Source organism: Mycetohabitans endofungorum (genome assembly GCF_002927045.1).
GTDB classification, from domain to species: Bacteria; Pseudomonadota; Gammaproteobacteria; order Burkholderiales; family Burkholderiaceae; genus Mycetohabitans; species Mycetohabitans endofungorum.
Map to the genome: position 1 here is coordinate 1 of NZ_PRDW01000023.1, position 23,622 is coordinate 23,622.

21 protein-coding genes and 8 pseudogenes are annotated in these 23,622 nt (G+C 60.7%); 15 read left to right on the plus strand and 14 right to left on the minus strand.

Annotated features, from left to right (window positions below):
• Positions 1 to 911 (minus strand): annotated as a pseudogene (locus B0O95_RS14380) (hypothetical protein); the annotation flags it as partial.
• Between the two features lie 369 nt (positions 912 to 1,280).
• On the opposite strand from B0O95_RS14380, the gene B0O95_RS15955 reads away from it, so the two are divergent.
• From B0O95_RS15955 to B0O95_RS14395, 3 genes are all read left to right on the plus strand, one after another.
• Positions 1,281 to 1,709, plus strand: a complete 429-nt coding sequence (locus tag B0O95_RS15955) for a hypothetical protein (protein WP_158249511.1) — start codon at positions 1,281 to 1,283, stop codon at positions 1,707 to 1,709.
• Positions 1,710 to 2,011: 302 nt separating this feature from the next.
• Positions 2,012 to 2,278, plus strand: a complete 267-nt coding sequence (locus tag B0O95_RS14390; protein WP_104078486.1) for a type II toxin-antitoxin system Phd/YefM family antitoxin — start codon at positions 2,012 to 2,014, stop codon at positions 2,276 to 2,278.
• Between the two features lie 7 nt (positions 2,279 to 2,285).
• Positions 2,286 to 2,690 (plus strand): type II toxin-antitoxin system VapC family toxin, encoded by a 405-nt coding sequence (locus B0O95_RS14395; RefSeq protein ID WP_104078499.1) that lies wholly within the window; start codon positions 2,286 to 2,288, stop codon positions 2,688 to 2,690.
• Positions 2,691 to 3,692: 1,002 nt separating this feature from the next.
• Here the strand turns inward: B0O95_RS14395 and B0O95_RS14405 are convergent.
• Entirely contained in the window at positions 3,693 to 4,856 is a 1,164-nt protein-coding gene (locus B0O95_RS14405) for a glycosyl hydrolase (RefSeq protein WP_233203418.1), read from the minus strand.
• Between the two features lie 90 nt (positions 4,857 to 4,946).
• On the opposite strand from B0O95_RS14405, the pseudogene B0O95_RS14410 reads away from it, so the two are divergent.
• Positions 4,947 to 5,069: pseudogene (locus B0O95_RS14410) on the plus strand (SDR family NAD(P)-dependent oxidoreductase); the annotation flags it as partial.
• A gap of 16 nt (positions 5,070 to 5,085) precedes the next feature.
• A pseudogene (locus B0O95_RS14415) lies at positions 5,086 to 6,402 on the plus strand (AMP-binding protein); the annotation flags it as partial.
• 87 nt (positions 6,403 to 6,489) lie between these two features.
• Here B0O95_RS14415 and B0O95_RS14420 read toward each other — a convergent pair.
• The 7 genes and pseudogenes from B0O95_RS14420 to B0O95_RS14455 all read right to left on the minus strand — a co-directional run bounded on the left by B0O95_RS14420 (position 6,490) and on the right by B0O95_RS14455 (position 9,523).
• Complete coding sequence (locus tag B0O95_RS14420; RefSeq protein ID WP_233203420.1) at positions 6,490 to 6,807, minus strand: PIN domain-containing protein; 318 nt, start codon at positions 6,805 to 6,807, stop codon at positions 6,490 to 6,492.
• Positions 6,808 to 6,887: 80 nt separating this feature from the next.
• The gene (locus B0O95_RS14425; RefSeq protein ID WP_104078500.1) at positions 6,888 to 7,145 is read right to left on the minus strand and encodes an AbrB/MazE/SpoVT family DNA-binding domain-containing protein; all 258 of its coding nucleotides are present in this window, start codon (positions 7,143 to 7,145) and stop codon (positions 6,888 to 6,890) included.
• A gap of 267 nt (positions 7,146 to 7,412) precedes the next feature.
• Positions 7,413 to 7,538: pseudogene (locus B0O95_RS14430) on the minus strand (peroxidase-related enzyme); the annotation flags it as partial.
• Between the two features lie 579 nt (positions 7,539 to 8,117).
• Complete coding sequence (locus tag B0O95_RS14435; RefSeq protein WP_104078488.1) at positions 8,118 to 8,327, minus strand: hypothetical protein; 210 nt, start codon at positions 8,325 to 8,327, stop codon at positions 8,118 to 8,120.
• Positions 8,328 to 8,475: 148 nt separating this feature from the next.
• Positions 8,476 to 8,694: a transposase gene (locus tag B0O95_RS16970; protein ID WP_255779350.1), complete on the minus strand. Its 219-nt coding sequence runs from the start codon at positions 8,692 to 8,694 to the stop codon at positions 8,476 to 8,478.
• A 176-nt stretch (positions 8,695 to 8,870) separates the two neighbouring features.
• Positions 8,871 to 9,278 carry a type II toxin-antitoxin system VapC family toxin gene (locus B0O95_RS14450; protein WP_104078489.1) on the minus strand — a complete coding sequence of 136 codons (408 nt, stop codon included), beginning with the start codon at positions 9,276 to 9,278 and terminating at the stop codon, positions 8,871 to 8,873.
• Positions 9,269 to 9,523, minus strand: coding sequence for a type II toxin-antitoxin system Phd/YefM family antitoxin (locus B0O95_RS14455; protein WP_104078490.1), 255 nt, complete (start codon positions 9,521 to 9,523; stop codon positions 9,269 to 9,271). The genes B0O95_RS14450 and B0O95_RS14455 overlap by 10 nt, the downstream gene beginning before the upstream one ends.
• A gap of 228 nt (positions 9,524 to 9,751) precedes the next feature.
• On the opposite strand from B0O95_RS14455, the pseudogene B0O95_RS14460 reads away from it, so the two are divergent.
• Both B0O95_RS14460 and corA read left to right on the plus strand, forming a co-directional pair.
• Positions 9,752 to 9,859 (plus strand): annotated as a pseudogene (locus B0O95_RS14460) (enoyl-CoA hydratase); the annotation flags it as partial.
• 104 nt (positions 9,860 to 9,963) lie between these two features.
• Entirely contained in the window at positions 9,964 to 10,941 is a 978-nt protein-coding gene (gene corA, locus B0O95_RS14465) for a magnesium/cobalt transporter CorA (RefSeq protein ID WP_104078491.1), read from the plus strand.
• A 333-nt stretch (positions 10,942 to 11,274) separates the two neighbouring features.
• Here the strand turns inward: corA and B0O95_RS14470 are convergent.
• A pseudogene (locus B0O95_RS14470) lies at positions 11,275 to 11,343 on the minus strand (ABC transporter ATP-binding protein); the annotation flags it as partial.
• A gap of 167 nt (positions 11,344 to 11,510) precedes the next feature.
• Between B0O95_RS14470 and B0O95_RS14475 the strand changes: the two are divergent.
• Genes B0O95_RS14475 through B0O95_RS14485 form a run of 3 tightly spaced genes read left to right on the plus strand, consistent with a single transcriptional unit; the run spans position 11,511 to position 13,750 of the window.
• The gene (locus B0O95_RS14475) at positions 11,511 to 12,323 is read left to right on the plus strand and encodes an ABC transporter substrate-binding protein (RefSeq protein WP_104078492.1); all 813 of its coding nucleotides are present in this window, start codon (positions 11,511 to 11,513) and stop codon (positions 12,321 to 12,323) included.
• Between the two features lie 3 nt (positions 12,324 to 12,326).
• Positions 12,327 to 13,055, plus strand: coding sequence for an amino acid ABC transporter permease (locus B0O95_RS14480; RefSeq protein ID WP_104078493.1), 729 nt, complete (start codon positions 12,327 to 12,329; stop codon positions 13,053 to 13,055).
• A gap of 5 nt (positions 13,056 to 13,060) precedes the next feature.
• Positions 13,061 to 13,750 (plus strand): amino acid ABC transporter permease, encoded by a 690-nt coding sequence (locus tag B0O95_RS14485; protein WP_104078501.1) that lies wholly within the window; start codon positions 13,061 to 13,063, stop codon positions 13,748 to 13,750.
• A 48-nt stretch (positions 13,751 to 13,798) separates the two neighbouring features.
• Here B0O95_RS14485 and B0O95_RS14490 read toward each other — a convergent pair whose 3' ends face one another.
• Positions 13,799 to 14,443 (minus strand): IMPACT family protein, encoded by a 645-nt coding sequence (locus tag B0O95_RS14490; protein WP_104078502.1) that lies wholly within the window; start codon positions 14,441 to 14,443, stop codon positions 13,799 to 13,801.
• Positions 14,444 to 14,539: 96 nt separating this feature from the next.
• Between B0O95_RS14490 and B0O95_RS14495 the strand changes: the two genes are divergently transcribed.
• Positions 14,540 to 14,812 carry a hypothetical protein gene (locus tag B0O95_RS14495; protein ID WP_104078503.1) on the plus strand — a complete coding sequence of 91 codons (273 nt, stop codon included), beginning with the start codon at positions 14,540 to 14,542 and terminating at the stop codon, positions 14,810 to 14,812.
• Between the two features lie 536 nt (positions 14,813 to 15,348).
• Positions 15,349 to 17,808 carry a hybrid sensor histidine kinase/response regulator gene (locus tag B0O95_RS14505; RefSeq protein WP_104078495.1) on the plus strand — a complete coding sequence of 820 codons (2,460 nt, stop codon included), beginning with the start codon at positions 15,349 to 15,351 and terminating at the stop codon, positions 17,806 to 17,808.
• A 196-nt stretch (positions 17,809 to 18,004) separates the two neighbouring features.
• Here the strand turns inward: B0O95_RS14505 and ligD are convergent, their stop codons facing one another.
• Positions 18,005 to 20,671: a DNA ligase D gene (gene ligD / locus B0O95_RS14510; RefSeq protein ID WP_104078504.1), complete on the minus strand. Its 2,667-nt coding sequence runs from the start codon at positions 20,669 to 20,671 to the stop codon at positions 18,005 to 18,007.
• On the minus strand, positions 20,652 to 21,515 hold the full coding sequence (locus B0O95_RS14515; RefSeq protein WP_104078496.1) for an exodeoxyribonuclease III: 864 nt from the start codon (positions 21,513 to 21,515) through the stop codon (positions 20,652 to 20,654). Before B0O95_RS14515 ends, ligD begins: the two co-directional genes overlap by 20 nt.
• Here B0O95_RS14515 and B0O95_RS16205 point away from each other — a divergent pair.
• On the plus strand, positions 21,515 to 21,751 hold the full coding sequence (locus B0O95_RS16205; protein WP_104078497.1) for a hypothetical protein: 237 nt from the start codon (positions 21,515 to 21,517) through the stop codon (positions 21,749 to 21,751). The genes B0O95_RS14515 and B0O95_RS16205 overlap by 1 nt on opposite strands.
• A 350-nt stretch (positions 21,752 to 22,101) precedes the next feature.
• Here B0O95_RS16205 and B0O95_RS14525 read toward each other — a convergent pair.
• Positions 22,102 to 22,233 (minus strand): annotated as a pseudogene (locus B0O95_RS14525) (integrase core domain-containing protein); the annotation flags it as partial.
• A 118-nt stretch (positions 22,234 to 22,351) separates the two neighbouring features.
• Here B0O95_RS14525 and B0O95_RS14530 point away from each other — a divergent pair.
• Positions 22,352 to 22,566: pseudogene (locus B0O95_RS14530) on the plus strand (transposase); the annotation flags it as partial.
• A gap of 805 nt (positions 22,567 to 23,371) precedes the next feature.
• The coding region (locus tag B0O95_RS14540; RefSeq protein ID WP_233203422.1) for a condensation domain-containing protein at positions 23,372 to 23,622 on the plus strand (251 nt) is incomplete at its 3' end.

Genomic DNA, 23,622 nt, shown 5'->3' on the forward strand with positions numbered 1-23,622 from the left:
TCACGCATCTGCGTGTATTGGGCAAACTGCTCCGCTTGCGGCAAAATCCGTACGCAACTCGCTAACATGCCGACCGATGCGCCTTGATGAGAGGGGGGCAGTTGTAACGCGTGTCTGCGTAAGAGCGCATAGCGTTCAGGGACGCGTGGGTCTGTCTTATTGGAGTAAAGGAGCAAATTGGACAATACCGGGATGAGGTCCGCTTGTTCGGATACCCTCAACGACGCAAGCCGAGCTAAAAGTGCCTGATAACGCTGCTCGACAAAAGGTGAGCGGAACGAAAAAAACTGCAAACTGTCAGCCAGTTCCGCCCAGATATTGTCTTGCCCGGGCGCGCGCCGTTCCGCCATCGCATAAGCGAAGTCGAATAGCTCAACACGCCGGCTTGGAGGAAAATTAAAAAAAGTGCGTAATAGCGCTTTTTGTATTCGCACGCCGTCCTGCGGGATACGCTCTGCGGCCGCAAACACGCGCTTGAATGCCTCGACTCGCTCGGCTTCTGGCAACGCTCGCAGACGCTGACTCAGCGCGTCAATAGGTTCGGCATGCTGCGCTGGATTGCTCAACGCGCCCCCCATTTCATCCAGCAGCTGGTTGACTGACGCCAAGCTGACGGCCTGGTTTGCCCGCTGCCAATAGCGGTGAACCAGCCGCCTAGTTTGCATCGCATGATACGTGCGGCGATCAACCGTGGCGAACGGCATCACGTCTTGAATGGGTACATAGTCACCGATCTGGGCAATCAGTTCGGAGGGCAGGTCATCATACGTCGTCGGTTGGGTGGGCGGCCGAGTCAACGCGTCGTTGGAAGACGGTCGTGGCGGCGCTGACGCGGCAGGCTGTTGGCCAGCCTGCCCTGCGCACACGTAGCTGGAGTGAGGGTTTAAAGCGGCATTCAAGTCGAAGTCCATTGGCAAACTCAGTAATCCGTAAAAAAGACACCATGCGTAGCGAAGCTGTGCAGCAGGCTAACGAAAAGTAGGGGGAGACGTGCAGCGATACGTCGTAAGTGTGGGATCTTTGGCGGGTAGCATAAGCCGGTGGACAAGCTGCGCGACATCGCACGGGGCGACGCAAGCGTGCCGACAAAAAGGCGGATCAACCGGCCAATGCCTCAACTTTAAGGTTCTTCGTAGGAAACCGTGGAGTGATTTTCGCCGATTACGTAACCTGAGGGCTGAATTTAAAGACGTCGGGGGACGAATCGCTCGATCGCAAGACGCCTGTGGGAGCGAGCCGCGGCCACCGCGCACGCGGCGCTGCTCGCTGCGCAGGCACGCTTGCAGGAACTGGAGCCCGCGCTCGCGGCGGCCGAGGCGGCGTGCCAGACGCTGCACACCGAAGTGGAGCGCCTGCAACGCGACGCACAGGAGCGAGACGCGGCGCTCGCCCAGGCGCGCGCCAATTTTGCCCACGAACTCGATAAATTGCGGGCCGACACTGTGCGCGCCGAAGCACAGCTGCAAGCGGCCGAAAAGCGCGCGCTCTTGGAGACCGAGCGCGAACGCAGCATCAGCGCGCGCCTGATCAAGGAACTGGACGCGGCGGTACGCCGCGCTGACGAGAGTGACGCGTCGCGCCGCGCTGAGCGGCAAGCGCTGCAGGCGCAACTTGGTGACGCACGCCAGCAAATCGGCGTGCTGGAAGGCAGCTTGGCCGCACTTCAGCGCGCGAACGCCGACGCTGAAAAAGCGCGGCGCATGCGGTAGCGCACACCAACCAAGTTGAGCTGCGCCACCGGCCCTATTGGGCGGCCACGCCTGCCCACGCGTGCGCTCAAAAAGACTCCGTGACGCAGTCACCAACATTCGGCGAAGCTTGAGCGAGGGATTGGTCCTGGATTACCAAATTAAGACCAGGCCTCGATGCGCAGCGCTATTTCAGGGGAATCAGCATGTACAACATCGACCGGGAAGAGGTGCGGTTGTGAATCAGCGCCAATTGATGAACCCTTGCATTGCGGTGATGGCACGTATAAACTAGTCATATGTCTAGTCATTAGGGATCCGCCATGCATGCTTGGCCTGTACAAGACGCGAAAGCCCGTTTCAGCGAGCTACTTGACGCCTGTGTCAGTGAGGGGCCACAGGTGGTGACCCGTCGCGGCGCAGAAACAGCCGTGCTGGTACCTATCACGGAGTGGAAACGGCTCAACGACGCCGCACGCCCCTCGCTGAAAGCCTTGCTGCTGTCCGATTTCAGTCGTGGTGATCTTGACTTGCCACAACGTGGACGGGCGCAGCGTCGCACAACGCTTGCTCTATCGCTTGCTCTATAAAACCACCGTGTTTCTTCTGGATACGAATATTGTTTTTGAGCTTCGCAAGCTTCGCCCGCATGGGGCAGTCGTGTCATGGCTCGAAAGCGTTGCCGACCACGAGCTTTACCTGTCCGCCGTGACACTCGGTGAAATTCAAGCAGGCATCGAAATCACGCGCGAGCAAGATGCCGACAAGGCATCGGCGATAGAAGCGTGGGCTGATCAAGTCAGCGCGACCTACAATGTCTTGCCCATGGATGCTGTGACCTTCCGGCTCTGGGCGAAGCTGATGCATCGTCAGTCGAACACAGTCTATGAAGACGCCATGATCGCGGCTAGCGCGCTGAGGCACAAGCTTATCGTCGCCACGAGAAACGTTTGCGACTTTGAACGCTTTGACGTACCGGTGTTCAACCCATTCGGGAAATGAGTTTACCTACATCTTGACGGTTAACGCCCCGGCGGGCTCGCCTAACGACTAGGAAAACGAAAATGCGAACGGGGTTGGGGTTCACAACATTGTGGTCGCACTAGTTGCAGCGGCATCTTCGGCCGCGTTTGCAGGCAGTTCCGATCAGTGCGTGGAGCCATTCGCGGGTTGGGTGTGCAAGGACTTGTGAATCAGCTGAGCCAGTCGTTTATCGTCGATCGTGCGCACAGTGTTCCGCGGCTCCGTCGGTGATCTAGAGCAGCACATCCAGTTCGAAACGCCGAAGTAGATGGGGGGCGACGAAATTTATCTGATCCGGCCAAGCGCAGTTGTCACAAACGTCGCGAACAACACGATCGTCTGGCTGCTGCCGAACAGAAACAAGACTTGGACGTATGGGCGTGGCCATTGAGCGGTATCCGTTGCGCGGGACGTCGGGTAGCAGCATACTGATTATGCAGTTAACATTCATTTGCCTATTGCCCCCAATTTTCCCCCTCAAGCGCCAAATGTATGGCCGCGCCGGCTTCAAACTGCTTCGTACACGCGTGTTGAATCGATGCTGATCCACAGTACAAACTTCACACAAAGTGTGGAAGAGCCATTTTCAACGTGCTGCTGACAAACCTGCATTGACCCTGGAGCAGTTCAACTCACTGTTCGCTTCGTCACCTTTATGGAGCGGCAAGCCTTTGCAACAACCCGTTCAAGTTCAGGGCTACCGTGAGACTGGCGTTGCCCCGTCATGGGCTGAATCCACGCCCATGGTGTTCGACCATCAAGATGCAAGGAGCCCGGTAACCCGTTGAGCTTCGCTCTGGCTGAACATGGCAAGACCGCGCAAACTGCTGGCGGAAGACTCACACTGGAACGATACATTAACCGGCCTTTGTAACCTGGGCAAAGCTAACATTGGCATGCGATGTCCACTACCTTAATCCATTTTGCGCTGATCGTCGAAGGTCTTTGTAGTGTGAGCATGCCCTAGTGCGTATGCGTGCGCTAGGGCATCGCGTGCGTCGCAATGAACCGCTTGATTACATCATAGCGATGCTTTCGGACGACACCGTCGTCGGCCAGCAAGCCGTAGTTTCCATCGCCACCGTATGCCTCGTCGTCAAGCAATTCATACAACGTAACGTTCTGAATATTGTACTTCTTGGCATACTGTACTATGCCGCCGAGCGCGTTTGGCCCAACCAGGTAGGCTGCCGATGCCTGTTCGCTCGCACCCGGTCGGGCACCCAGTTCGGTGATCCAGATTGGCTTGCGGTACGTCTCGTGCAAGTGTCTGAGCACGTTGACGCCCCGCGCGGCGGTGATGTCCCCCATGTCTGAATACCAGTGCCATGCGGTGATGTCCCACTTCGGGATCCGGTGCCCTCGGGAGCCGTCGGGTTGTGTGCCGGTGTACAGCATGTCTAGGAAACCGAAGTGTAGCCACCCTAGCGGGCACATCACGATCGTGGCGGATGGGTTTGCGCTTTTTATCCCGTCAATCATTCCGAGAATCGAGCCACGAGCTTTCTGAAAAGAGGCATTGTCATAGTCGTCCGGATTGCTGCCATGTCCGCGGCGAATGCTGACATTCTCATACTCGTTACCCACCTGGTAATACTGGACGACGCTCTTGAGCGTCGTGGCGACCATCATCCCCAATTTTAACCCGTTGCGGTAGGCTGCGTCCTCGTTAGCGTAGGAATTCAGGTCGGCCGTTAGCGTCGCGAAGACGCCGATGCATTGTTTCTTTGCCAGTTTAGCGATTCGAAGAACCTTTTGCGTGCTGGCGTAGTCGAAAACATCGTGTCCGTACATCGTCATACCCAGTTCCTTGATATGACCGAGTTGCTGTTCGTAACCCATCTTGTCGTACACGCCCCCTTGCCCGACGTGGCCGCCAATGCCGTAGAAGACCCCTTTGGTGCCGTTGCCGCACGGGATCGTTGGTGGCACAGTTGGGGCCGGCGCGTCCGTTGATCCACCGGATTTCACGGTGGCGCCGGCCACGGCCGACGGGATGGCCGCTACTGCCATGTCGCTCGCCTTTAAAACAGGCAAGTGAGAGGTGACGTCCCCGTCAGTCTGATCGCTGAAGGCCGTTTGTAGTGCCGCGCCGGCCAGCGTCACAATCGCGATCCCCGCAAACCAGTAAGAATAACGTCTCATTTGGTGCCCTTCGGTACGCGCATCGGACATGCTACTGTGCGCGGACCTCGGACCGATGTGCGCGAAACCACAAAATGCCAGTGAGGGGCTGCAGCAGCCAGTGCCGCGTTTGGTCCAGTGGACATCCTCGTGAACAACGCCGGGCACGCGCAAGCCGCGCCATTCAGCCGGACCGATCCGGCGTTGTGGCAACGCATACTCGACGTGAACCTCTGGGTGGCATGTACTGGTCATGGCGATGATGTGGCCCGCCGCAGTGAAGGCGGGCCTCGTGGCGGTGCCAACGATGCCGCTGCTGCGTGCGAAAGAACTCAAGCAGATCATCGACAAGGCGCAGATCGCCGCCGCGCTGTGTGACGTGCGACTGGCCGAGGAAATCGAGTATTGCCGCACACCCGGACACGAGCACTTCTGCACGACGCTGAAGGATGTGCGCTTTTTCAATCATGAAGCACCGGATTCGATTGATGTGCTGGCGCGCTGCAAGGCTTCCTAATTCGACGCGTGCGATACCGCGAGTGACGACGTTTGCCTGATTATCTTCACCAGCGGCACGACCGGGGCGCCAAAAGGATGCATGCATTTTCACCGCGACGTGCTCGCGATGTGCGACCTGTTCTCCCGTCATGTGCTCAAGCCGCGAGCCGACGACGTATTCTGCGGCACGCCGCCGCTGGCCTTTACGTATGGCCTGGGTGGACTGCTGTGCTTTCCGCTGCGCGTTGGCGCATCGACTGTGCTGATCGAGAAACTGACGCCGGACGGGTTGCTGGCCACGATCGAGCGCTTCCGCGCGACGATGGTCTTCACCGCGCCGACCTTCTATCGGCAGATGACAGCGCTGACTGCCCGGTACGATATCGGATCGCTGCGTAGCAGCGTGTCGGCCGGCGAAGCGCTGCCGGACGCAACGCGCCAGGCGTGGAAACAGGCGAGCGGGCTGGAGATGATCGACGGTATCGGCAGCACCGAAATGATCCATATCTTCATCGGTAGCGCCGGCGCGCAGGTGCGGCGCAATGCCATCGGCAAGGCGGTACCCGGCTACGTGGTGCAAGCGTTGGACGGCGAGATGCGGCTGGTGCCTCCAAGTACGCCGGGCAAACTCGCCGTGAAGGGCCCCACCGGCTGTAAGTACCTCGCCGACGAGCGGCAGGCGAAAGCCGTGCGCAACGGCTGGAACCTATCGGGTGATACCGTGGTGATCGATGAGGACGGCTACGTGTTCTATCTGGGACGGGCCGACGACATGATCATCTCGGCCGGTTACAACATCGCGGAGCCGGAAGTCGAGGGGGCACTGATGCAGCACCCGGCCGTGGCCGAGTGCGCGGTGATCGGCGTGCCCGATGGGGAGCGGGGGCAGATCGTCAAGGCGTTCGTCATCCTGGCAGCGGGGTACGAGCCCGGCGACGCGTTGGTTTCACAATTGCAGGAGCATGTAAAACAGACGATCGCGCCATACAAATATCCACGCAGCATCATGTTTACCGATGATTTGCCGCGTACCGAGAGCGGCAAGCTGATGCGGGTCGCGTTACGCTAGGCAGGATGACGGCGCAGCGGCCCGCCCGAATAGGGCCGGATGTAGTTGTAAATTTCGATTGAGCGGTTGCTGATACCAACGATACATTCAGGATAGTAGTCGGGTTCTGATAGAGCTATGCTTTTTGAGTATGGCGACCGCTTTTTTATCAAAGGTAGTAAAAACCTCTGCGCCGAGGGCCAAACCTTCATAGGCTATGACACCATCGGCAAAATCGCCCCCCGCCCGTAACATCGCCAGACCAGCATCGACTCCGCCACGGTCAACTTCGACGTTGTCGGCTTCTACGAGAACGGCTATAGCGTTGGCTATATCCTCTGCCGCCAATTTATAGCCTCGCGATAGATTCCATGCAACCTCGCATAACACCGGCAAGGCAATAGCGACCAGTGTTGCTTCCCGCATCACTTAGTGAGTTATTGTTGCCTGTTCAATATCATCAGCTAATAAGTAGCGCAGCACAACATTGGTATCAACAGCCAATTTCATTCTTCACCCGCCCAACCTTTGCGGGAAATTTCGTTCATCTCTTCGATGGATAAAACGAGATTGTCTTTATTTTTTGCCTTGAGAATGCCAAACGCATCATCAATGCTCCGCCCTTCCCGCACTGCCTGAATGACAGCCCGGCCATCCGGGAGCGTATCGACGTTAAGCTTTTGACCTGGCCGAAGCCCCAGATGGTGCAAAAGTTCTTGTTTGAATGTCACCTGCCCTTTTGCGGTGACGGTGAGAGTAATCATGGCCTCTACCTCCTTCATCGGTTACAGTCACAGTGCAAGGCAAAAATGTCTTACAAGCAAGGCAAGCGATGCACTTTGCCAAAAATTAAACGAAACATCAATGGCAACTCTCGGGGCAGCTCATTCGTAACCCCGGATCAATTCTCCACGTGGAGTCCAGTGCAGGTTGCTAACCGGATCGCTCGATCCACGATCATGATAACCAGGGCCGATGCGTGCACACCGTTAGCATAATAAATCGATTCAGCTATCGATATGCGTTTCTCATCAGGCGGGAAACACGGGCTCTCCGAGAGTGAGCATGAGGCGATTGGCCCATGCGAAGATGGCGATCGTGTGGCTCAGATCGAGTATCTCGGCTTTTGTCAGGCCCACCTCGTGAAGCGCGTCGATCAGCCTGTTGAGCAGCGCGGCGGTTTCGGCTCCGCTGGAACCGAGCGCGGCGAGGCGCCCGCGATAGGCGCGTGCCGCCGCGTTATTCGCGATGCGTATCTTGGCGGTCCGCTCGCCGCGCAAACTGCATCGTGAGCGGGCTGTCTTGATCCGGATATTGGGGCAACGGGCGCGTGGAGTGGCCCCCCTGTACCATGTGGCTCCCTACCTCGACACATCTTAGCAAGACGTGCGTGAGGCGATAGCTGCTCTTGGCCTCGGCGAGTAGAGCTTAAGCTGAGCGAGAAAAAAGCCGATAACGTTCAAGGGTAGGTCTTCGATTGCATATTACATTAGTTATGTCTAAACTAAGTCCATGCCGACGGAGGTACTATGCAGATCGGCGACTCAAAAGCTTGTACCGTGTCGGCTATCGTCTGGAAACGGCATCACGGTGCTATGGGCAAATTCGGATGCCGGCGAATCGCAATTGGGCGGTAGACTGATTATCGTAAAAACCGGCCCGACTGGCGGTCAAGTCGCCCACGCTCGTGTAAGCGACGCCCATGTCGATCACACGGTCGGCCGGTGCCCTCGGGCTTATGCTTGCTGCGTGTCGGGGTGAGCCGAGTGGTAGGCGTCGATCATTTCCTTGAGCTTGGCGCCAAGCGGCCCGCCGCCGCCGAGGGGCCCATTGAAAATCTGGTTGAGTGCCTCAAGCTGTTTTCCTTGATCTGCCGACATAGTTTTGGGGTCTAGCGACTGCAGGTTAGTCGGATCCATGAAACCGCCGCCAATGGTAGGCATCATAACGCTCTCCTTTAAGTAGATGTGCTGGGCTGGCTTTTAGCCGCCGAGCAGCACAACGATGCCATGCTGAACGGCGTGGAGTCCGGTGTTCACGAAGCAACACGTTGCGACACGAACTCAGGCTCGCGTCGTCGCGCAGGCATTGGCGTCAAACACCGACCGCCATGGGTTGCGCAAAAACCGCTCGCCGAAACCCTGGAGGCGAGCGGTATTTCAACGCGCTGTGCGGGTGGCGCTCATTGTAGTGCTTGAAGGCAGCAGCCAGTTCAGCGCGAACGTCCCACGCAACGGTGAACCATCGTTGCCACACGCGCGCGACGGCTGTGGCACGCTGCGCAAAGCTCGTTTCCGCAGTCCCTGAATTCAACCTCAGTCATCTGCCAGCAACTGAAGGCCTGATCTATGGCAGCGACATAATCTGCGCGGCTTCATGATGGATAGCGTACTGGCCGTAACGCCGCAGGGATTGCCGGTGTGCTGGGCATGAAGACCTGGATTTGCCCACCCGAAGCGCTCGGCAAAGGGCTGTCGCGTAAGCAGCGCCTATTGAGGCGTCACGAGCCGCAACCCCGGCAGGCCGGCAAAGTCGGCACAGTTAAGTGTCATCAGCGCGTCCCCATGCTCGATCGCCTGCGCAGCAATCCACAAATCATTGTAGCGAGGCCGTGGTGACCGACCAGACTGTTTGACAGAAGCCGCAAGCATGCCGAACGCGGCAGCAGTTTGCCGCGACACTTCACGAATCGGACGCCGCTCGAGCTGTTGTAGATAGGCTGCGCGCACGGCCCGCTCAACGGGATCCGTGCAGGCTTGCACGCCAATTCCGAGTTCGCCCAACGAAATGACCGAGATGAACACGGGTGCGTCGCCAGCGAGCTTGATCACGGTTTGCGGGTCAAGCGTTTTTGCGGCTAATGCAACCCAAATGCAACTGTCAAAGATTACGCCCATGAATCTCGCACGCTGTCATCAAAGCCAGTACGGCTGTCAGCCAGCCAAGCATCGGCTTGCAGCGGCGTGAGCGCTATAGGCAGCCCCGCGAGCGCTTGGGCGGCGGTCATGGTCGGCTCGGGGGGCACGAGTCGAGCCACCGGGACATGGTTGCGCTCGATGATGATGGTTTGGCCTTGACGCGCGACGGTATCCAGGATCTGCCGGGTTTGTCGGGCAAGTTCGGTGGCGGTAATCGCCTGCATGTTGCCCCCCAAATAAGTATCGATGTGTATTTTACGTATTCTGTCGCCTCATGTCGATTACCTATTTACGTTTGCGCCTTTGTCCAACATGCCAGCCTGCCTGTAGGCGTGAATCAACACATCTGATGTTGTACATGCTGTGTCGTGCCTCGTCTGGAACGTGGCAGGCATCCAGCCGGTGTCCCCGGACAGCCGTTCGGCTTCGCGGGCACTGCTGCGGTCAACCGCGATGCGGCCATCATGCTTGCCGCGCAGACGATGGCATGCAACATGATGGACAGGGCCGCGCTGGACGGCGTCCAGGCGTTCATCGACCAACGCAGCACACGACGTTGACCGGCTTGCCGGGCGCCAGGTCGGCGCTTGCATCGCATCGGGGGGCCTCGCCGTTTTGCGCCAGCTGGCTTATCCTTCGGCGGTTGCAAAAAGCGGAGGCACCAATGCTGATCAACTGCGCTGCATACCACGATGGTCGCAAGATGGGCGACATCCCGGTGGGTGACATTAGCGAATACGTCGCGAAACCGGACTGTTTTGTTTGGGTGGCGCTGAAAGACCCGGATCCAGAGGAATTGGCGCAGATGGCACACGAGTTCGGTTTGCACGAGCTGGCGGTCGAGGACGCACGCCATGGCCATCAACGGCCGAAAATCGAAGAGTATGGCGCGTCGCTGTTCGCCGTGCTGCACACAGTCGAGCAAACGTCAGACAAAGAATTGGAAGTTGGAGAGGTGGCGGTCTTTGTCGGCACGAACTATGTGTTGACCATTCGTGCCGGCAGCAAGCAGGGTTTCCAGGACGTGCGTGCCCGTTGCGAGCGCGATGCGCATTTGCTGCGGCACGGCTCGGCCTTCGTGCTGTACGCACTGATCGACAGCGTGGTGGACCGCTATTTTCCCGTCGTCGAGGCGTTGATCGACGAGTCGGAGATCGTCGAGGACCGGATCTTCGAGAAGAAGGGCACCGCGGCCTCGCGTGACGTGGTAGAAGACCTGTATTCGCTCAAGCGCCGCTTCGTGCGGCTGCATCACCATGTCGCGCCTTTGCTGGAGGCAGTGGGGAAGTTGCAGGGTGGCCGCGTCCCGGCGCTATGCGCCGGCATGGAGGCATATTTCCGTGATGTCTATGATCATTTGGTGCGCATCGACAAGCTAATCGAAGGTCGCCGAGAGATGATCTCGACCGCGATCCAGGTGAACCTGGGCATGATCTCGCTGGCTGAAAGCGAGACGACTAAGCGGCTCGGCGCGTTCGCCGCGCTGTTCGCCAGTCCGACGATGATTGCGGGGATCTACGGGATGAATTTCCAGAGCATACCGGAGCTGCACTGGCGGTATGGCTATCCGGCTTGCCTGGCGGTCATGCTGGCGATCGATGCGGTATTGTGGTGGCGGTTTAGGAAGGCAGGCTGGCTTTGACCCTGCAGCGTGGGTCAATGAGACATCCCGACATTGGGGCGGCCCGTTCCTGGAGGCGCGCAGGGCGACGACAGCTTGCGCGAGGCGAGTATACGTCGGCAAATCGGCGAAGAATATTCAACGAGCAGGCGTTTCGCGACGTGATACGCAACGGTGTATGCATCGAAAAGCGTCAGTTCACGAAGGTGATCGGCGGCGTGTTCGCTGAAATGAGGCGCACCGGCCGCACGCAGTACGCTGCGCTTTGCCTGGCGTCGCCGCTTGGCAGAGGGCCCGGGCATGCGGCCGGCACCGAAACGCCGGCGTGTCGCATGCGCATTACTCGGCGGACAGCGGCTTACGCGTGATCGTGCGGCCGATTGCGACGCGCTGGCGTTGGCTGCCCGAGAGTTGCCGTGGCTTGCTGCACCGCCGTGCGGTATGGCCTGAGACCCGCGCGGGCATTATTCCGAGGCGTTCTATGCTGTGCAGCATTTATTGGTTTGAGAATCGTCCTGTCGATGCTATGGTAAGCGACCTCGCGCCACTGACTTGGTGCACGCACCGCTCAATCATAAGGTCCACAAGACATGAAATCGACAGTGTTTTCCACGCTGCTGGCCGGCTTGCTGATCGTCGCAGCCGGCGTTGCTCACGCTGACCGGCTCGACGACATCAAGAAGGCGGGCGTGTTGCGAGTGGCGACGTTCGACAGCAATCCGCCATTCGGCTTCGTCGATGCGAAGACGCATCAAATCGTCGGCTTGGATGTCGATTACGCCAAAGCGCTGGCCGATAAGCTCGGCGTGAAGCTCAAGTTGCAGCCGACCAATCCGGCGAATCGGATTCCGTTCCTCACGTCCAGGAAGGTCGATCTCGTGCTGGCGAACTTCACGATCACCGAGGAGCGCGCCAAGCAAGTAGACTTTAGTATTCCATATTTCGCATCCGGCCAGCAGTTCCTTACCAAGAAGGGCGTGCTCAAGTCGGCCGAGCAGCTCAACGGTCTGCGGGTCGGCGCGGACAAGGGCACCATCAACGAAATCACGCTGCGCGAGAAATTCCCGCAGGCCGCCATTGTCGCGTACGACGACACGCCGTTTGCGTTCGCCGCGCTTCGGGCCGGCAACGTGCAGGCGATCACGCAGGACGGTCCGAAGTTGGTCGGCCTGCTCGCCAACGTGCCCGACAAGCAGAACTACGAAATCCCGGCCTTCACGATTTCCAACGACTATATGGGCGTGGGTATTCCGAAAGGTGAGACGCGGCTGGTCGCGTTCGTCAACGATACGTTGCGCGGGCTGGAGAAGAGTGGCGCGGCCGAACAAATCTACAATCGCTGGTTTGGCCCGCACACGAGCACGCCGCTGCCGCGCCTGTTCAAGATCGGCGATAAGGTCTGAGCTGTGTCGCAGGAGTGGATCCTGGCGCCGAAGTACGTCGGCTGGTTGCTGCAGGGTTTTGGTGTCACGTTAGCGCTGGCCGCGACGGTGATCGTCGCCGCCACTGTGAGCGGCTTCGCGCTGGCGATGGCGCATAGCGCCGATACGTGGCCGGTGCGTCGCGCTGCCGCGGCCTACGTGCTGATGTTTCGCAATTCGCCGTTATTGGTGCAATTGATGTTCTGGTATTTCGGCGCGGCGACATTGCTGCCCGATGGGCTGATGCAGTGGCTGAACACGCCACATACGATCCAGGCCGGCGCATTGTCGCTGCGCTGGCCGCCCTTTGAATTCGTCGCCGGTTGGCTTGGGTTGACGTTCTACTCGTGCGCATTCGTCGGCGAGGAGTTTCGCGCCGGTCTGCAGGGCGTGTCCGGCGGACAACGTCAGGCCGCCGCCGCGCTCGGGCTCACGCGTTGGCAGGCGTTCTGCCATGTCGTGCTGCCGCAGGCGGCTCGCAACGCGATGCCGCCGTTATTCGGCCAATACATGAACATCGTGAAGAACTCGTCGTTGACGATGGCGATCGGCTTAGCCGAGCTCTCGTATGCGTCTCGCCAGGTCGAGACTGAGACGTTCAAGACGTTTGCCGCATTCGGCGTGGCGACGGCGCTATATATCGGCACGATCGCGGTGATCGAGGCGCTCGCGCACGTGGTTCAGCGGCGTCACCCGGCTGCCCGCGCGGGGTGATGACGATGGATGTCTCGATCCTGTTGGACAATTTGCCGTACTTGCTGGTCGGCACGTTCCCGAACGGGCCGCTTGGCGGCGTGGCGTTGACGCTGGTGCTCGCGCTGACGTCGGCCTTCGCCTCCGGCGTGCTCGGGCTTGCCGCTGGCATCGCATTGGCGTTGACGCACGGCGCCGTTCATACGGTGCTGCTCGCCGTGCTCGGGTTCTTCCGCGCGATTCCCGTGCTGATGCTGATGTTCTGGACATATTTTCTGTTGCCCGTCGTGCTGCATATCGATGCGCCCGGTCAACTGACCGTCGTCTGCGCGCTGTCGCTGATCGGCGGCGCATACCTGTCGCATGCGGTGCATGCGGGTATCCGCACGGTGGGCGCCGCTCAACTGCAGGCCGGGTTGTCGCTGGGTTTCACGCGGATGCAGGCACTGCGCTTCGTGGTGCTGCCGCAGGCGTTGCGGATCATGGCGCCGTCGTTCATCAACCAATGGGTGTCGCTGATCAAGGACACGTCGTTGGCGTACATCGTCGGCGTGCCGGAATTGTCGTTGCTCGCCACGCAGGTCAACAACCGGTTGATGGTCTATCCGGCCCAGATTTTCGCGCTGGTCGCCTTCATCTATGTACTAATCTGTACCGCATTCGATGCGATTGCGTCGCGGCTGGTCGCCGTGGCGACGCCGCGGCCGTTACGCTGATCACGGCGCAACGGCGCAAAATGCGATGAACGAATGCCGTAGCGCGCTTTAGTGCGGCGCGAGCACGGCACGCCCGTGGGTCAGGTCGCGCAATGCTTGCTGGGCGGCGTCCAGCGCATCCTGCGGCAGCACGATGGTCAGTGTGACACGCATGCCATGCTGGCTGTCGGCGAGCACATGGCCCTGTTGCGCGATCCAGTGTCGGATACGTGCCTCATCCGCATAGTCGGCGTCAATGGTCAAGTGCCTCTGGGCGATGCGCTCGATGCGCTGCGCGTGCTGCAGCGCCGTCGCAACCGCGTCCGTATACGCACGCACGAGTCCGCCTGCGCCGAGCTTGATGCCGCCGTAGTAGCGCACCACCGTCGCGAGCACGCCGTCCAGGTTGTGATGGCGCAGCACCTCCAGCATTGGGCGGCCCGCAGTGCCGGACGGTTCGCCGTCGTCGGACATGCCAGACTGGCCGCCGGCGAGCAGCGCCCAGCAAACGTGCGTCGCATCCGGATGGACGGTGCGCAGGCGATGGACTTCGGTCATCGCGGTATCGCGGTTTTCCACTGGCACGACGGCGCCGATAAAGCGACTCTTACGAATATTCAGTTCCGCGTGGACGGCAGCGGCGAGCGTGTAGGTCGGCAATTGACAGGACTTCCGGGGACAGGCAGGGTTTGCCAGCAGCCGTGCCGGCGACATCGCGGCCGGCTGCCGTTCGGCTATCATACTCGATGAGTTCCACGAAGGCGGTAGCCGCTGGCGCACTTGCTCGCGCCGGTAGCTGCCGAATGGTTGATGATTCGAAAGACGTTGAACGCGACGCGGCTGCAGCAGGAGTTCGAGCGCCGACTCCACCGGCTTTATCACATCGCCGACGACGGCGTGAAGATCCGCGTGCCGCGGCCGCGTATGCAACCGCCCGACGCATCCGGATGCAACTGGACGCTCGGGCACTTCAGCAACGTGGCTGGCTACGAGAAAGACATTGCCGCGGTGCTGGCGGCGATGCGGGCGGAGTACAATCTGGCGGGCGAGGTGGCGCGTCCGGACGACCCGTTCGGCATATAGCTCCCGACGTCGCGCCCTGCACGCCGGAACGCGCCGGGCGGTGTGCGCCTTGTCGATCCCGGTGGCAAGACCCGCGTCGATCCATGCTGCTGTGCCGCTGGTGAGCACCGAAACTGGCTTGCCGGTCAACGCGGCGACTTCGGGCGTCACATAGCGCGCCTGCGCATCGGTCGTGCATACCGCGATGACGCGCGTGGACGGGTTGGCGCCAATGCACGCGTGCAGTACAAGTTCGACGCCTGGCATGCTCAGTCCCTGTGGGGGCGCATTGTTTGATTTTGTATCTGCTGCGCTTCCAATAAGATAAGTAAAGCGGCGGATTTTAACAAGTAAGGTGGCGGATTTTAAAGGGCTGGCCTGCCAACGCACCGCGAGCGGACGCAACGGCGCCACGCTGGGATAGAATGAACCACATCGGCTGCTGGCCGTCGCGCGATGGGCCGAGCGCAGGGCGGTGCGCGCGATGCCATGTTGCGCGGTTTCGATGTACGATTTGCCACGCTGTAATCGAGCCTATTGCAAAGAGCCATGTGCCGATGACCAACCGCGGACCTGCCCTCGACAGCCTGACGTCCGTCTGGCCGATGTTGTGGGTTGAAACCATTGCCGATTACGCGATATTCGCGTTGTCACCGGATGGCCGCATACTGAGCTGGAACGCCGGCGGCGAGCGTATCTACGGGTATACCCGAGAGCAAGCCCTGCAGCACATGCTCGGTGACCTGTATCCGGAGCAGGACCGCCGGGCCGGCGCGCCCGCGGCCGCGCTGCGCACGGCGGCGCGCGGCGGCCGTTACGAGAGCGAGGGATGGCGCATGCGCCGCGACGGTACGACGTTCTGGGGCAGCGTCGTGATGACGCCGCTGCATGGCGCGCACGGCCAGCTACTCGGCTTCGGCAAGATCGTGCGCGACATGAGCGACAAGAAGAAAGTGCACGATGTGGCGATGGAGAGCGAGCGGCGTTTCCGGCTGCTCGTTCAGGGCGTGACTGACTATGCGATCTTCATGCTGTCGCCACAGGGCATTGTCACGAACTGGAACCAGGGCGCGCGACGCATTAAGGGCTACCGGGCTGAGGAGATCATCGGCTCGCATTTTTCCCGCTTCTACACGCCACAGGAGGCTGCCGCCGGGGTGCCGCAACGCGGCCTCGACGTGGCGGCGCGCGAAGGGCGCTGGGAGTCGGAAGGCTGGCGCGTGCGGCGCGACGGCTCACGTTTTTGGGCGCACGTGGTGCTCGATGCCATTCGCGACGATGACGGCGAGTTGATTGGCTTTGCCAAGATCACGCGCGACATCACCGAGCGGCGCGAGGCGGCCCAGGCGCTGGAGGAAACCCGCACCGCGCTGTTCCAGTCGCAGAAAATGGAGGCGATCGGCAAGTTGACCGGCGGTGTCGCGCATGACTTTAACAATGTGCTGCAGGTGCTGCGTGGCAACCTCGAACTGCTCGAGAATCGCCATGGCGGCGATGCGTGGAGCCGTGAGCGGCTCGCCAAGGCCATTGATGCGGTGAACCGCGGAGCCAAGCTGGCCGCACAATTGCTGGCGCTGGCTCGCCAGCAGCCGCTCAAGCCCCGAGTCGTCAACCTCAGCGGTGTGCTGCACGGCATGGACGACTTGTTGCGACGCGTGCTCGGCGAGACGATCCATATCGAGACGACGGTGGCCGACGGGCTCTGGAACACCCTCGTAGATAGCCACCAGCTCGAGAATGTGATCCTGAATCTGGCCATCAACGCCCGCGATGCGATGCCCGAAGGCGGCCGGCTGGTGCTAGCGCTGACCAATGCGGCGCTCGGCCCGCAACCGGTGGCCGGCATTCCGGATTTGCGTCCGGGTGAGTATGTGATGTTAGCGGTCACTGATACCGGCACCGGCATGCCGCCCAGCGTGATCGAGCGGGCGTTTGATCCATTTTTCACGACCAAGCCGGAAGGGCAGGGAACGGGGCTAGGCTTGAGCATGGCGTATGGCTTCGTGAAGCAAAGCGGCGGGCATATCCTGATCCGTAGCGAGCCGGGGCGGGGCACGACCGTGCGCATCTACCTGCCGCGTTCCACGGCGCCGGCCGATACGGTGTTGGCGCCGCCGAGTGTGGCGCCGCAGGGCGGCAACGAGACGATCCTGGTGGTCGAGGACGACCAGGCGGTGCAGGCCACCGTGGCCGAGACGTTGGCGGGACTCGGCTACCGGGTGCTGCGCGCGGACGACGCAGACCAGGCATTGGCATTGATTCGCAGCGGCGTGCATGTCGACGTGCTGTTGTCGGATGTGGTGATGCCGGGCTCGATCCGCAGTCCCGAACTCGCGCGCGTTGCGTTGCACCTGCGGCCACGGTTGAAGATCGTGTTTACGTCCGGCTATACCAAGGATGCGATGGAGGACAATGCACAGCTGGAAGATAGTGTCGAATTGCTGCGCAAGCCATACAGCCGTGAGCAGTTGGCGGCGCGTTTGCGCGCCGTGCTCGGCGGCCACGACGTGTCCATCGCCACAGGCCGGGCACGCTCGCCGGCGCCGGCTTCGGGCGATGCGGCTGCCGCGCCCCGCTGCGCCCTGCAGTCCGCGGAACGCGTCGACCAGCCGTCGCAAGGGGCGGCCAGTGCGCGCCAGTCTACGGCGCCGGACGACCCGGCCGCGCGTGCCGAGCGCTTGCGCATCCTGCTGGTCGACGACGACGCGGCGGCGACCGAGGCGGTGCGGGAAATCTTGTCAATGCAGGGGCACGTGACGATCGCGGCGGGCACGGCAGAGGATGCGCTGGTCGCAATCCGACGAGACCGGTTCGACGTATTGCTCACTGACATCACGCTGCCTGGCATGTCGGGGATCGAATTGGCTCAACGCTCGCTCGACGTACAGCGCAGTCTGCGCGTGATTTTCGCCTCTGGCAACGATGTTCCGTGCGACTGTAACCTGAGTTTCGCCTGGGAAGTGTTGCGCAAACCGTACACCGCGGAGCAGTTGCGCGCCGTATTGGGGCGGCTGTGACCTTTGCGGACCATACGCAGACGATACCGACATTCAGGACGCGCAGGCGCGCGCCAATGCTCAACAGGGTGTCGTGCACACCAGCGTCGGCTCGTCGATGAGCGGTTCCGTGCAATCCGCGCAGGCCAGGACAATGTGGCGAGGACCGCGAACTCGGTGAACTCGCTCTATTTTGATCATTGAGGGGCGCCGCGGATTAAGCGGATCGCTTCATGCCGATCCGCTCGCGCATCTGCGCGGTGATCGTCTGCCGTACGCGGGCATAACCGTGCCACGGATCGGTATCCTGTTCGGCGAGACGGTGGCGAAGGTTGGCGATCGTCCATTGATTGGCACTCTTCAGTGATGTGAGTTCGTCACGCCGGATCGGGACCGAGACGGGTAATCGTTCTCGGGCGCGGACCGCGTACGGCGCGATCGTCGTTGCGCCTTGGCCATTGCGTAGATAGTCGATGAAAATACGACCGACCCGATTCCTTGGGCCGGATACCGCCGAAAATCGGTCCGGCAGCTGTCGCGCCATATGCTGGACAAGCGCTTGCGTGAACTTTTTCACCTCCGCCCATCCCTGCGACGGCGTCAACGGCACGACCAGATGAATCCCCTTGCCGCCGCTCGTTTTCAGGAATGATTTCAGGCCGAGCTCGTCCAGCACGGCCAGTGTCAGTTGTGCCGCCTCGATCATTCGTTTCCACGGTAGCGTCGGGTCGGGATCGAGGTCCAGTACGAAGCGGTCCGGCTGGTCGAGCCGTGCGGTGGTCGCGTTCCATGTATGCAACTCGATGGCGCCCATCTGCGTCGCCCCTACGAGCGCTTGTGCGCTGTCGATCGTCATGACAGGTTGGCCCACGCAGGCCTTGTCCAACGTGCGGATATCGGGAATCGGCAGCTTGCCGGCGTTCTTCTGAAAGAACAGCTCGCCCGTGATGCCGTCCGGCGCGCGCACCAGCGCCACGGGGCGCGATTTCAGGTGCGGCAGCATTCGCGATGCGATCGATGCATAGTATTCCACGAGTTCGCGCTTAGTCGTCGCGCTGGTCGGATCAATGATGCGCTGCGGATGCGTGATCCGGATGCTGTGGAGCGTACCCCTTTCGGCGTGTGCGTGGCGTGGCGCATTGGCCGGCGGGCTGGCGCGTGCTCGGCCGCGACTTGCGGGTGCAGCGGCCGCAATGGAGTCGGCCGGTACCGCATGTTCTGGCCTGATGTCGCTAGCTGGCTTATCGGTGCGCAATCCGCGAAAGACGGCATGACGGATGATGCCCTCGCGCGTCATTTCTGCGTAGGCCACCTCGGCAAGCAATTCAGGCCGGGTCCAGTGCACGCCCGTTGCCTCGCGTCCGCTCGGCCGGTTGTCCAGCGCGGCACGTCTCGTGCGCAGCGGGTCCAGCTGCCCGCGCACGGATCGCAGCGTTGCTTCGCTGAATCCGGCGCCCACTTTGCCCGCGTATCGCAGTGCGCCGGTATCGGGATCGTGTAGGCCGAGCAGCAATGCGCCGAATGCCTGCCGGCTACCTTTCGGCTCGGTGTAGCCGACCACGACGAACTCCTGCCGGTGCTTGCATTTGAGCTTGATCCAGTCGGTGGTGCGGCGCGACGCGTACAGGCTGCCAGCCTGCTTGCCGATCACGCCTTCGAGTTGGATCTCGCATGCGCTGTCGAGCATCGACTCCGGTGACTCATCGAAATCGCGCGACAGCCGCAGCACATCGCCTTCGTGGTGCTCGAGCAGCGCAGTCAGCGCGGCGCGGCGCGCCTCCAGCGGCACATTGCGTAGGTCCATGCCATTCAGATAAGGCACGTCGAACAAGTAATAGACAATCGCGTTGCCGCGCCGCGCATCGAACGCGTTTTGCAATGACTGGAAGTGGGGCAGTCCCGCTTTGTTGAAAACTATCACTTCGCCGTCCAGCCATGCCGACTCTAGTTCCAGGCGGCCCAGCGCCTCGGCCTGGCGCGGCATCTTCGAGGTCCAGTCGTTGCCGTTACGGGTGAACAGTTTGACCTCATCGCCGTCGATCCGCGCCAGGATTCGATAGCCATCGAACTTGATTTCATACCGCCAGTGGCCGGCCGGGACGGCATCCACCAGCGTCGCGAGCGCCGGTTTGAGCGATTCGAGCAGCGGTGCGGCGCGTGCGCCGTCCAACGCGGGCTTGCGGGACCCACGCCGGTTCTGTGGCGTGGTGGGCTTGCGCAGGAGAGTTTGCGCCGACGCGTCGCTTGCCGTTCCAGGTTGGCGTTTGCGCGCCGCCTGACGCGTCGCGGGGCGTCGGGCCGATGTCGCGGGCCGGAGAGTGCGTTTACTGAGCACGCTGTCCGGTAGCGCTTGCACAATATCGTACTCGGATTCCGGGCGCGCATCGTTGTCGTCCGATTTGAACAGCAGCCATTGCTCTTGCTTGCCTTCCAGCCGGGTGCGCACGAGATGCCAGCGGCCGGCGAGCTTTTCGCCGTCAAGGCGGAATGTCAGTCGGCCTTTTCGGTAGGCCTCGGCGGGATCGCCGTCCGGCATCCAGATGCCTCGGTCCCATACGATCACGTCGCCGGCGCCGTAGTGACCTTCCGGGATATGACCTTCGAATGCCGCGTAGTCGAGTGGGTGATCCTCCACATGGATCGCGATGCGCTTGACATGCGGGTCCAGGCTTGGCCCCTTCGGGACCGCCCAGCTTTTCAACGTGCCATCCAACTCCAGGCGGAAGTCGTAGTGCAACCGCGTCGCGTCATGCTTCTGCACGCAAAACTGCAATGCATGGTTGGCGTGCCCCCGTTGTGCTGGGCGCTTGCTCGTTTTCCCCGGCGGCTCTGGGGTGGTGTCGAAGTCGCGCTTACGTGTGTATTCATCCAGTGCCTTGCGCATCATGGTCTCCGTTCGTGCGTCGGGCCTGTGTGCCGCGATTGGGGTGTGCCGGCCCGCCGTCCGCGTCCCTATCCCATTGCAATTCAATCCAGGTTGGCGCATGGTCACTCGCCTGCGGCCGGCCGCGCACCCAGGTGCCCACTCCCGCGGCGGTCAACGTCGGCGCAAGCGTGCGATTAAGTAGCAGACGGTCAATCCGCAGCCCGGAGTGGGTCTGCCAGTGTTGCCGGAAGTAATCCCAGAACGTGTAGATCCGCTCAGCAGGATGCAGCGCGCGCAGCGCGTCGGTCCAGCCTTGCGCGAGCAGTTGCGCATATCGTTGCCGACTCTGCGGCTGTAGCAACGCATCCTTCAGCCACGAGCGGGTGTTGTCAATATCATCGTCACTCGGCACCACGTTATAGTCACCGGCTAGCACGACGGGCCGGCCGTCGTTGACCATCGTCGCCGCGTGTTCGATCAGCTTGTCGAACCAGGCGAGCTTGTAGTCGAACTTCGGGCCAGGATGCGGATTGCCGTTCGGCAAGTATAACGACGCGATCAGCAAGCCGGCGACACGGGCTTCCAGGTACCGGCTGTGCGGGTCGCCCTCGAAGCCGGGCAACACCCGCCGCACGGCGCGCGGCTGCTTGCCACGCGCCAGGATCGCGACCCCGTTCCACGCTGCCTGGCCGCGCCACAGTGCGCCGTAGCCGGCCCGCTCCAGGTCGCTTACCGGAAAGCGCTCGTCGGGCGTCTTCAGTTCCTGCAGGCAGGCCACGTCAGGCGCCTCGCGCTCAAGCCATCCCAGCAGTTGGCCGAGTCGCACCCGCAGGCCGTTGATGTTAAAGGTGGCGATTTTCAATGGTCGGGTGCTTTGATGGCGCACTCGCCCGCTGGCACAGCAAGCTTCATGCCGATCTGTCGTTGTCGTGCGCTGCCGCCGCGGCGCGTCGCACCGCGCGGCGGCACGCACCCGACAAGCGGAACGGTCACAGCTACCTCGGTAAGGCGCCGCGCCGCATGCCGACCCAGGATTTTGCCGGATTCGCCGACAACTATGATGGCCAAGGCTTGACCTGCGGGCGTTCCGCCGATTGACTGCCGACGCATCGAACGGAAAAGCGAAACGATGAGGCGACTGACACTGTGGAGACTGACCAAAAAAACTGAGCCATTCGAAAACAGGAGCCACGGCGCGAGGCCGAACGCCTCACGTCTCCGAGCACCCTCGCGGCCCTATAGCGCTCGTAGATGATCGTCAGCGCCCGCTTGGCCGCTCCGGCATCCAGCCGGTTGTTGCTCGGCTTCGCTCGCCGCCGCGACACGAGACCTTGCGGTCCGTGTTTGTGTAGTCGTGCGAGCGGACGAAGAACCTGACAAGTTGTACAGCCCTTAGCAGCAGCGGACATCTTAAGGATCGACCGGTGCGGTTTTCCTCGTGGAGAAACGCGCGGCGAGTGGTATTTCAGCGCGCTATGCGGGTGCTTTTCGTTGTAGTGTTCAAAGGTGACAGCCAGGTTGCACACGGCGGTTGCGGCGTCAGGCTTCGGCATAAATGCAACGTAATCGCGCTTCGTCGCAGACGAACGGCCTGCCCACACGAAGTGCTCCCCGGTGCTTCTGTCCCGGATGGTCGTACCATACCCCTAAAACTTTGCGGCGGGAACACGCGGGGCATCGGTTCATATCACGCCAGTTACCAACGCCATTGAAAGCATGCACATGCAGTTGCGCAAGATCGTGAAGAGCCGCGGCCACTTCCTGAGCGACGAAGCCGCCAGCAGACTGCTGTATCTGGCTTTGCGCAACATCAAAAAGGGTTGGAAGATGCCGCCTGTCACTTGACTTGGCGGCAGGCGGTCAATCAGTTCGACATTCTATTCGGCGACCGGTTCACGAACGCCATGAACTGAAATCTTTTAGCCGAACTCTGCATATAAGGTTCCTGACACATCCGCATCTGATGTGTCTTGCTGACCAAGCAGTCTCAGCTAAGCGCGTGCCAAGCCTCGCTGATCGATTGGCACAGTGGCGAACCACGATGGCTTGCCTTTCGCTGTTGGTTGCAAGTTTCGGCTTTATCGTTTCGTTTGTTTAAGGCTTGTCGTTTAAGAAGATAATGGATTTGAGTGCATCATGGTGTGCGCTTTACAGTTTTTCAATCCGGTGCTAAGCGCCGCGATTACCTGAATCTTTGTAGCGGTTCCTGACAGCTGGGCACAGTGCTTGCGAGATGTGAAGCAGGTAACGTCGAGCTGATGAGTCAAGGAACGGGTGCGTTGCCGTTGCCGTAGCCGTATGGCTAAATAAAGTGATGTCTGGAGGGAAAAATGAAGAAGTACTCCAGTACTGAACCCAATGGCGCCGCGCCTGTGCGACGTACTGGCTTGCCCTGTTCTTTTTAACTGTCTCGCTTGACCGACTGTAATGCCCATCCGCGCGCAGTATCACGCGCGTTATGCTCAGTGTTTTCGCTAAAGCTTGACATAAATTGGCCGTGGCGTGATCACTGGCCGGCCAAGTGGCACGAGTGGCGCACTGACGCGTGCCGATGAGTGACCCTGATCGCCGCAGTGAATGGCTAAGCATTGCACGCGACGTGTCATAAAAGCCGTAGTGGTTCCTGACGAGCAACGATAGGTTCTGATTGCATCGTCGTATCATTTTGTACACCTATTAAATATCAGGCTGCTCGGTCGCCTGAATCGGAGTTTTGTTATGCAGGCTAGCATCACGCCCGTTACGTATGAACTAACCACTGCCCAAACGGAGATCTGGCTCGCGCAGCAACTGCACCCAGACAGCCCTGTCTACAACATTGCGCAGTACACGGTGATCGATGGTGTGATTGATGCGGCTGTCTTTGAGGCGGCCTTGCGTCAAGTCATCGATGAGGCGGACACCCTGCGCTTGCAATTTGTCGATAGCGATGACGGGCTGCGGCAGAGGATTGGTGCACCCGCATGGTC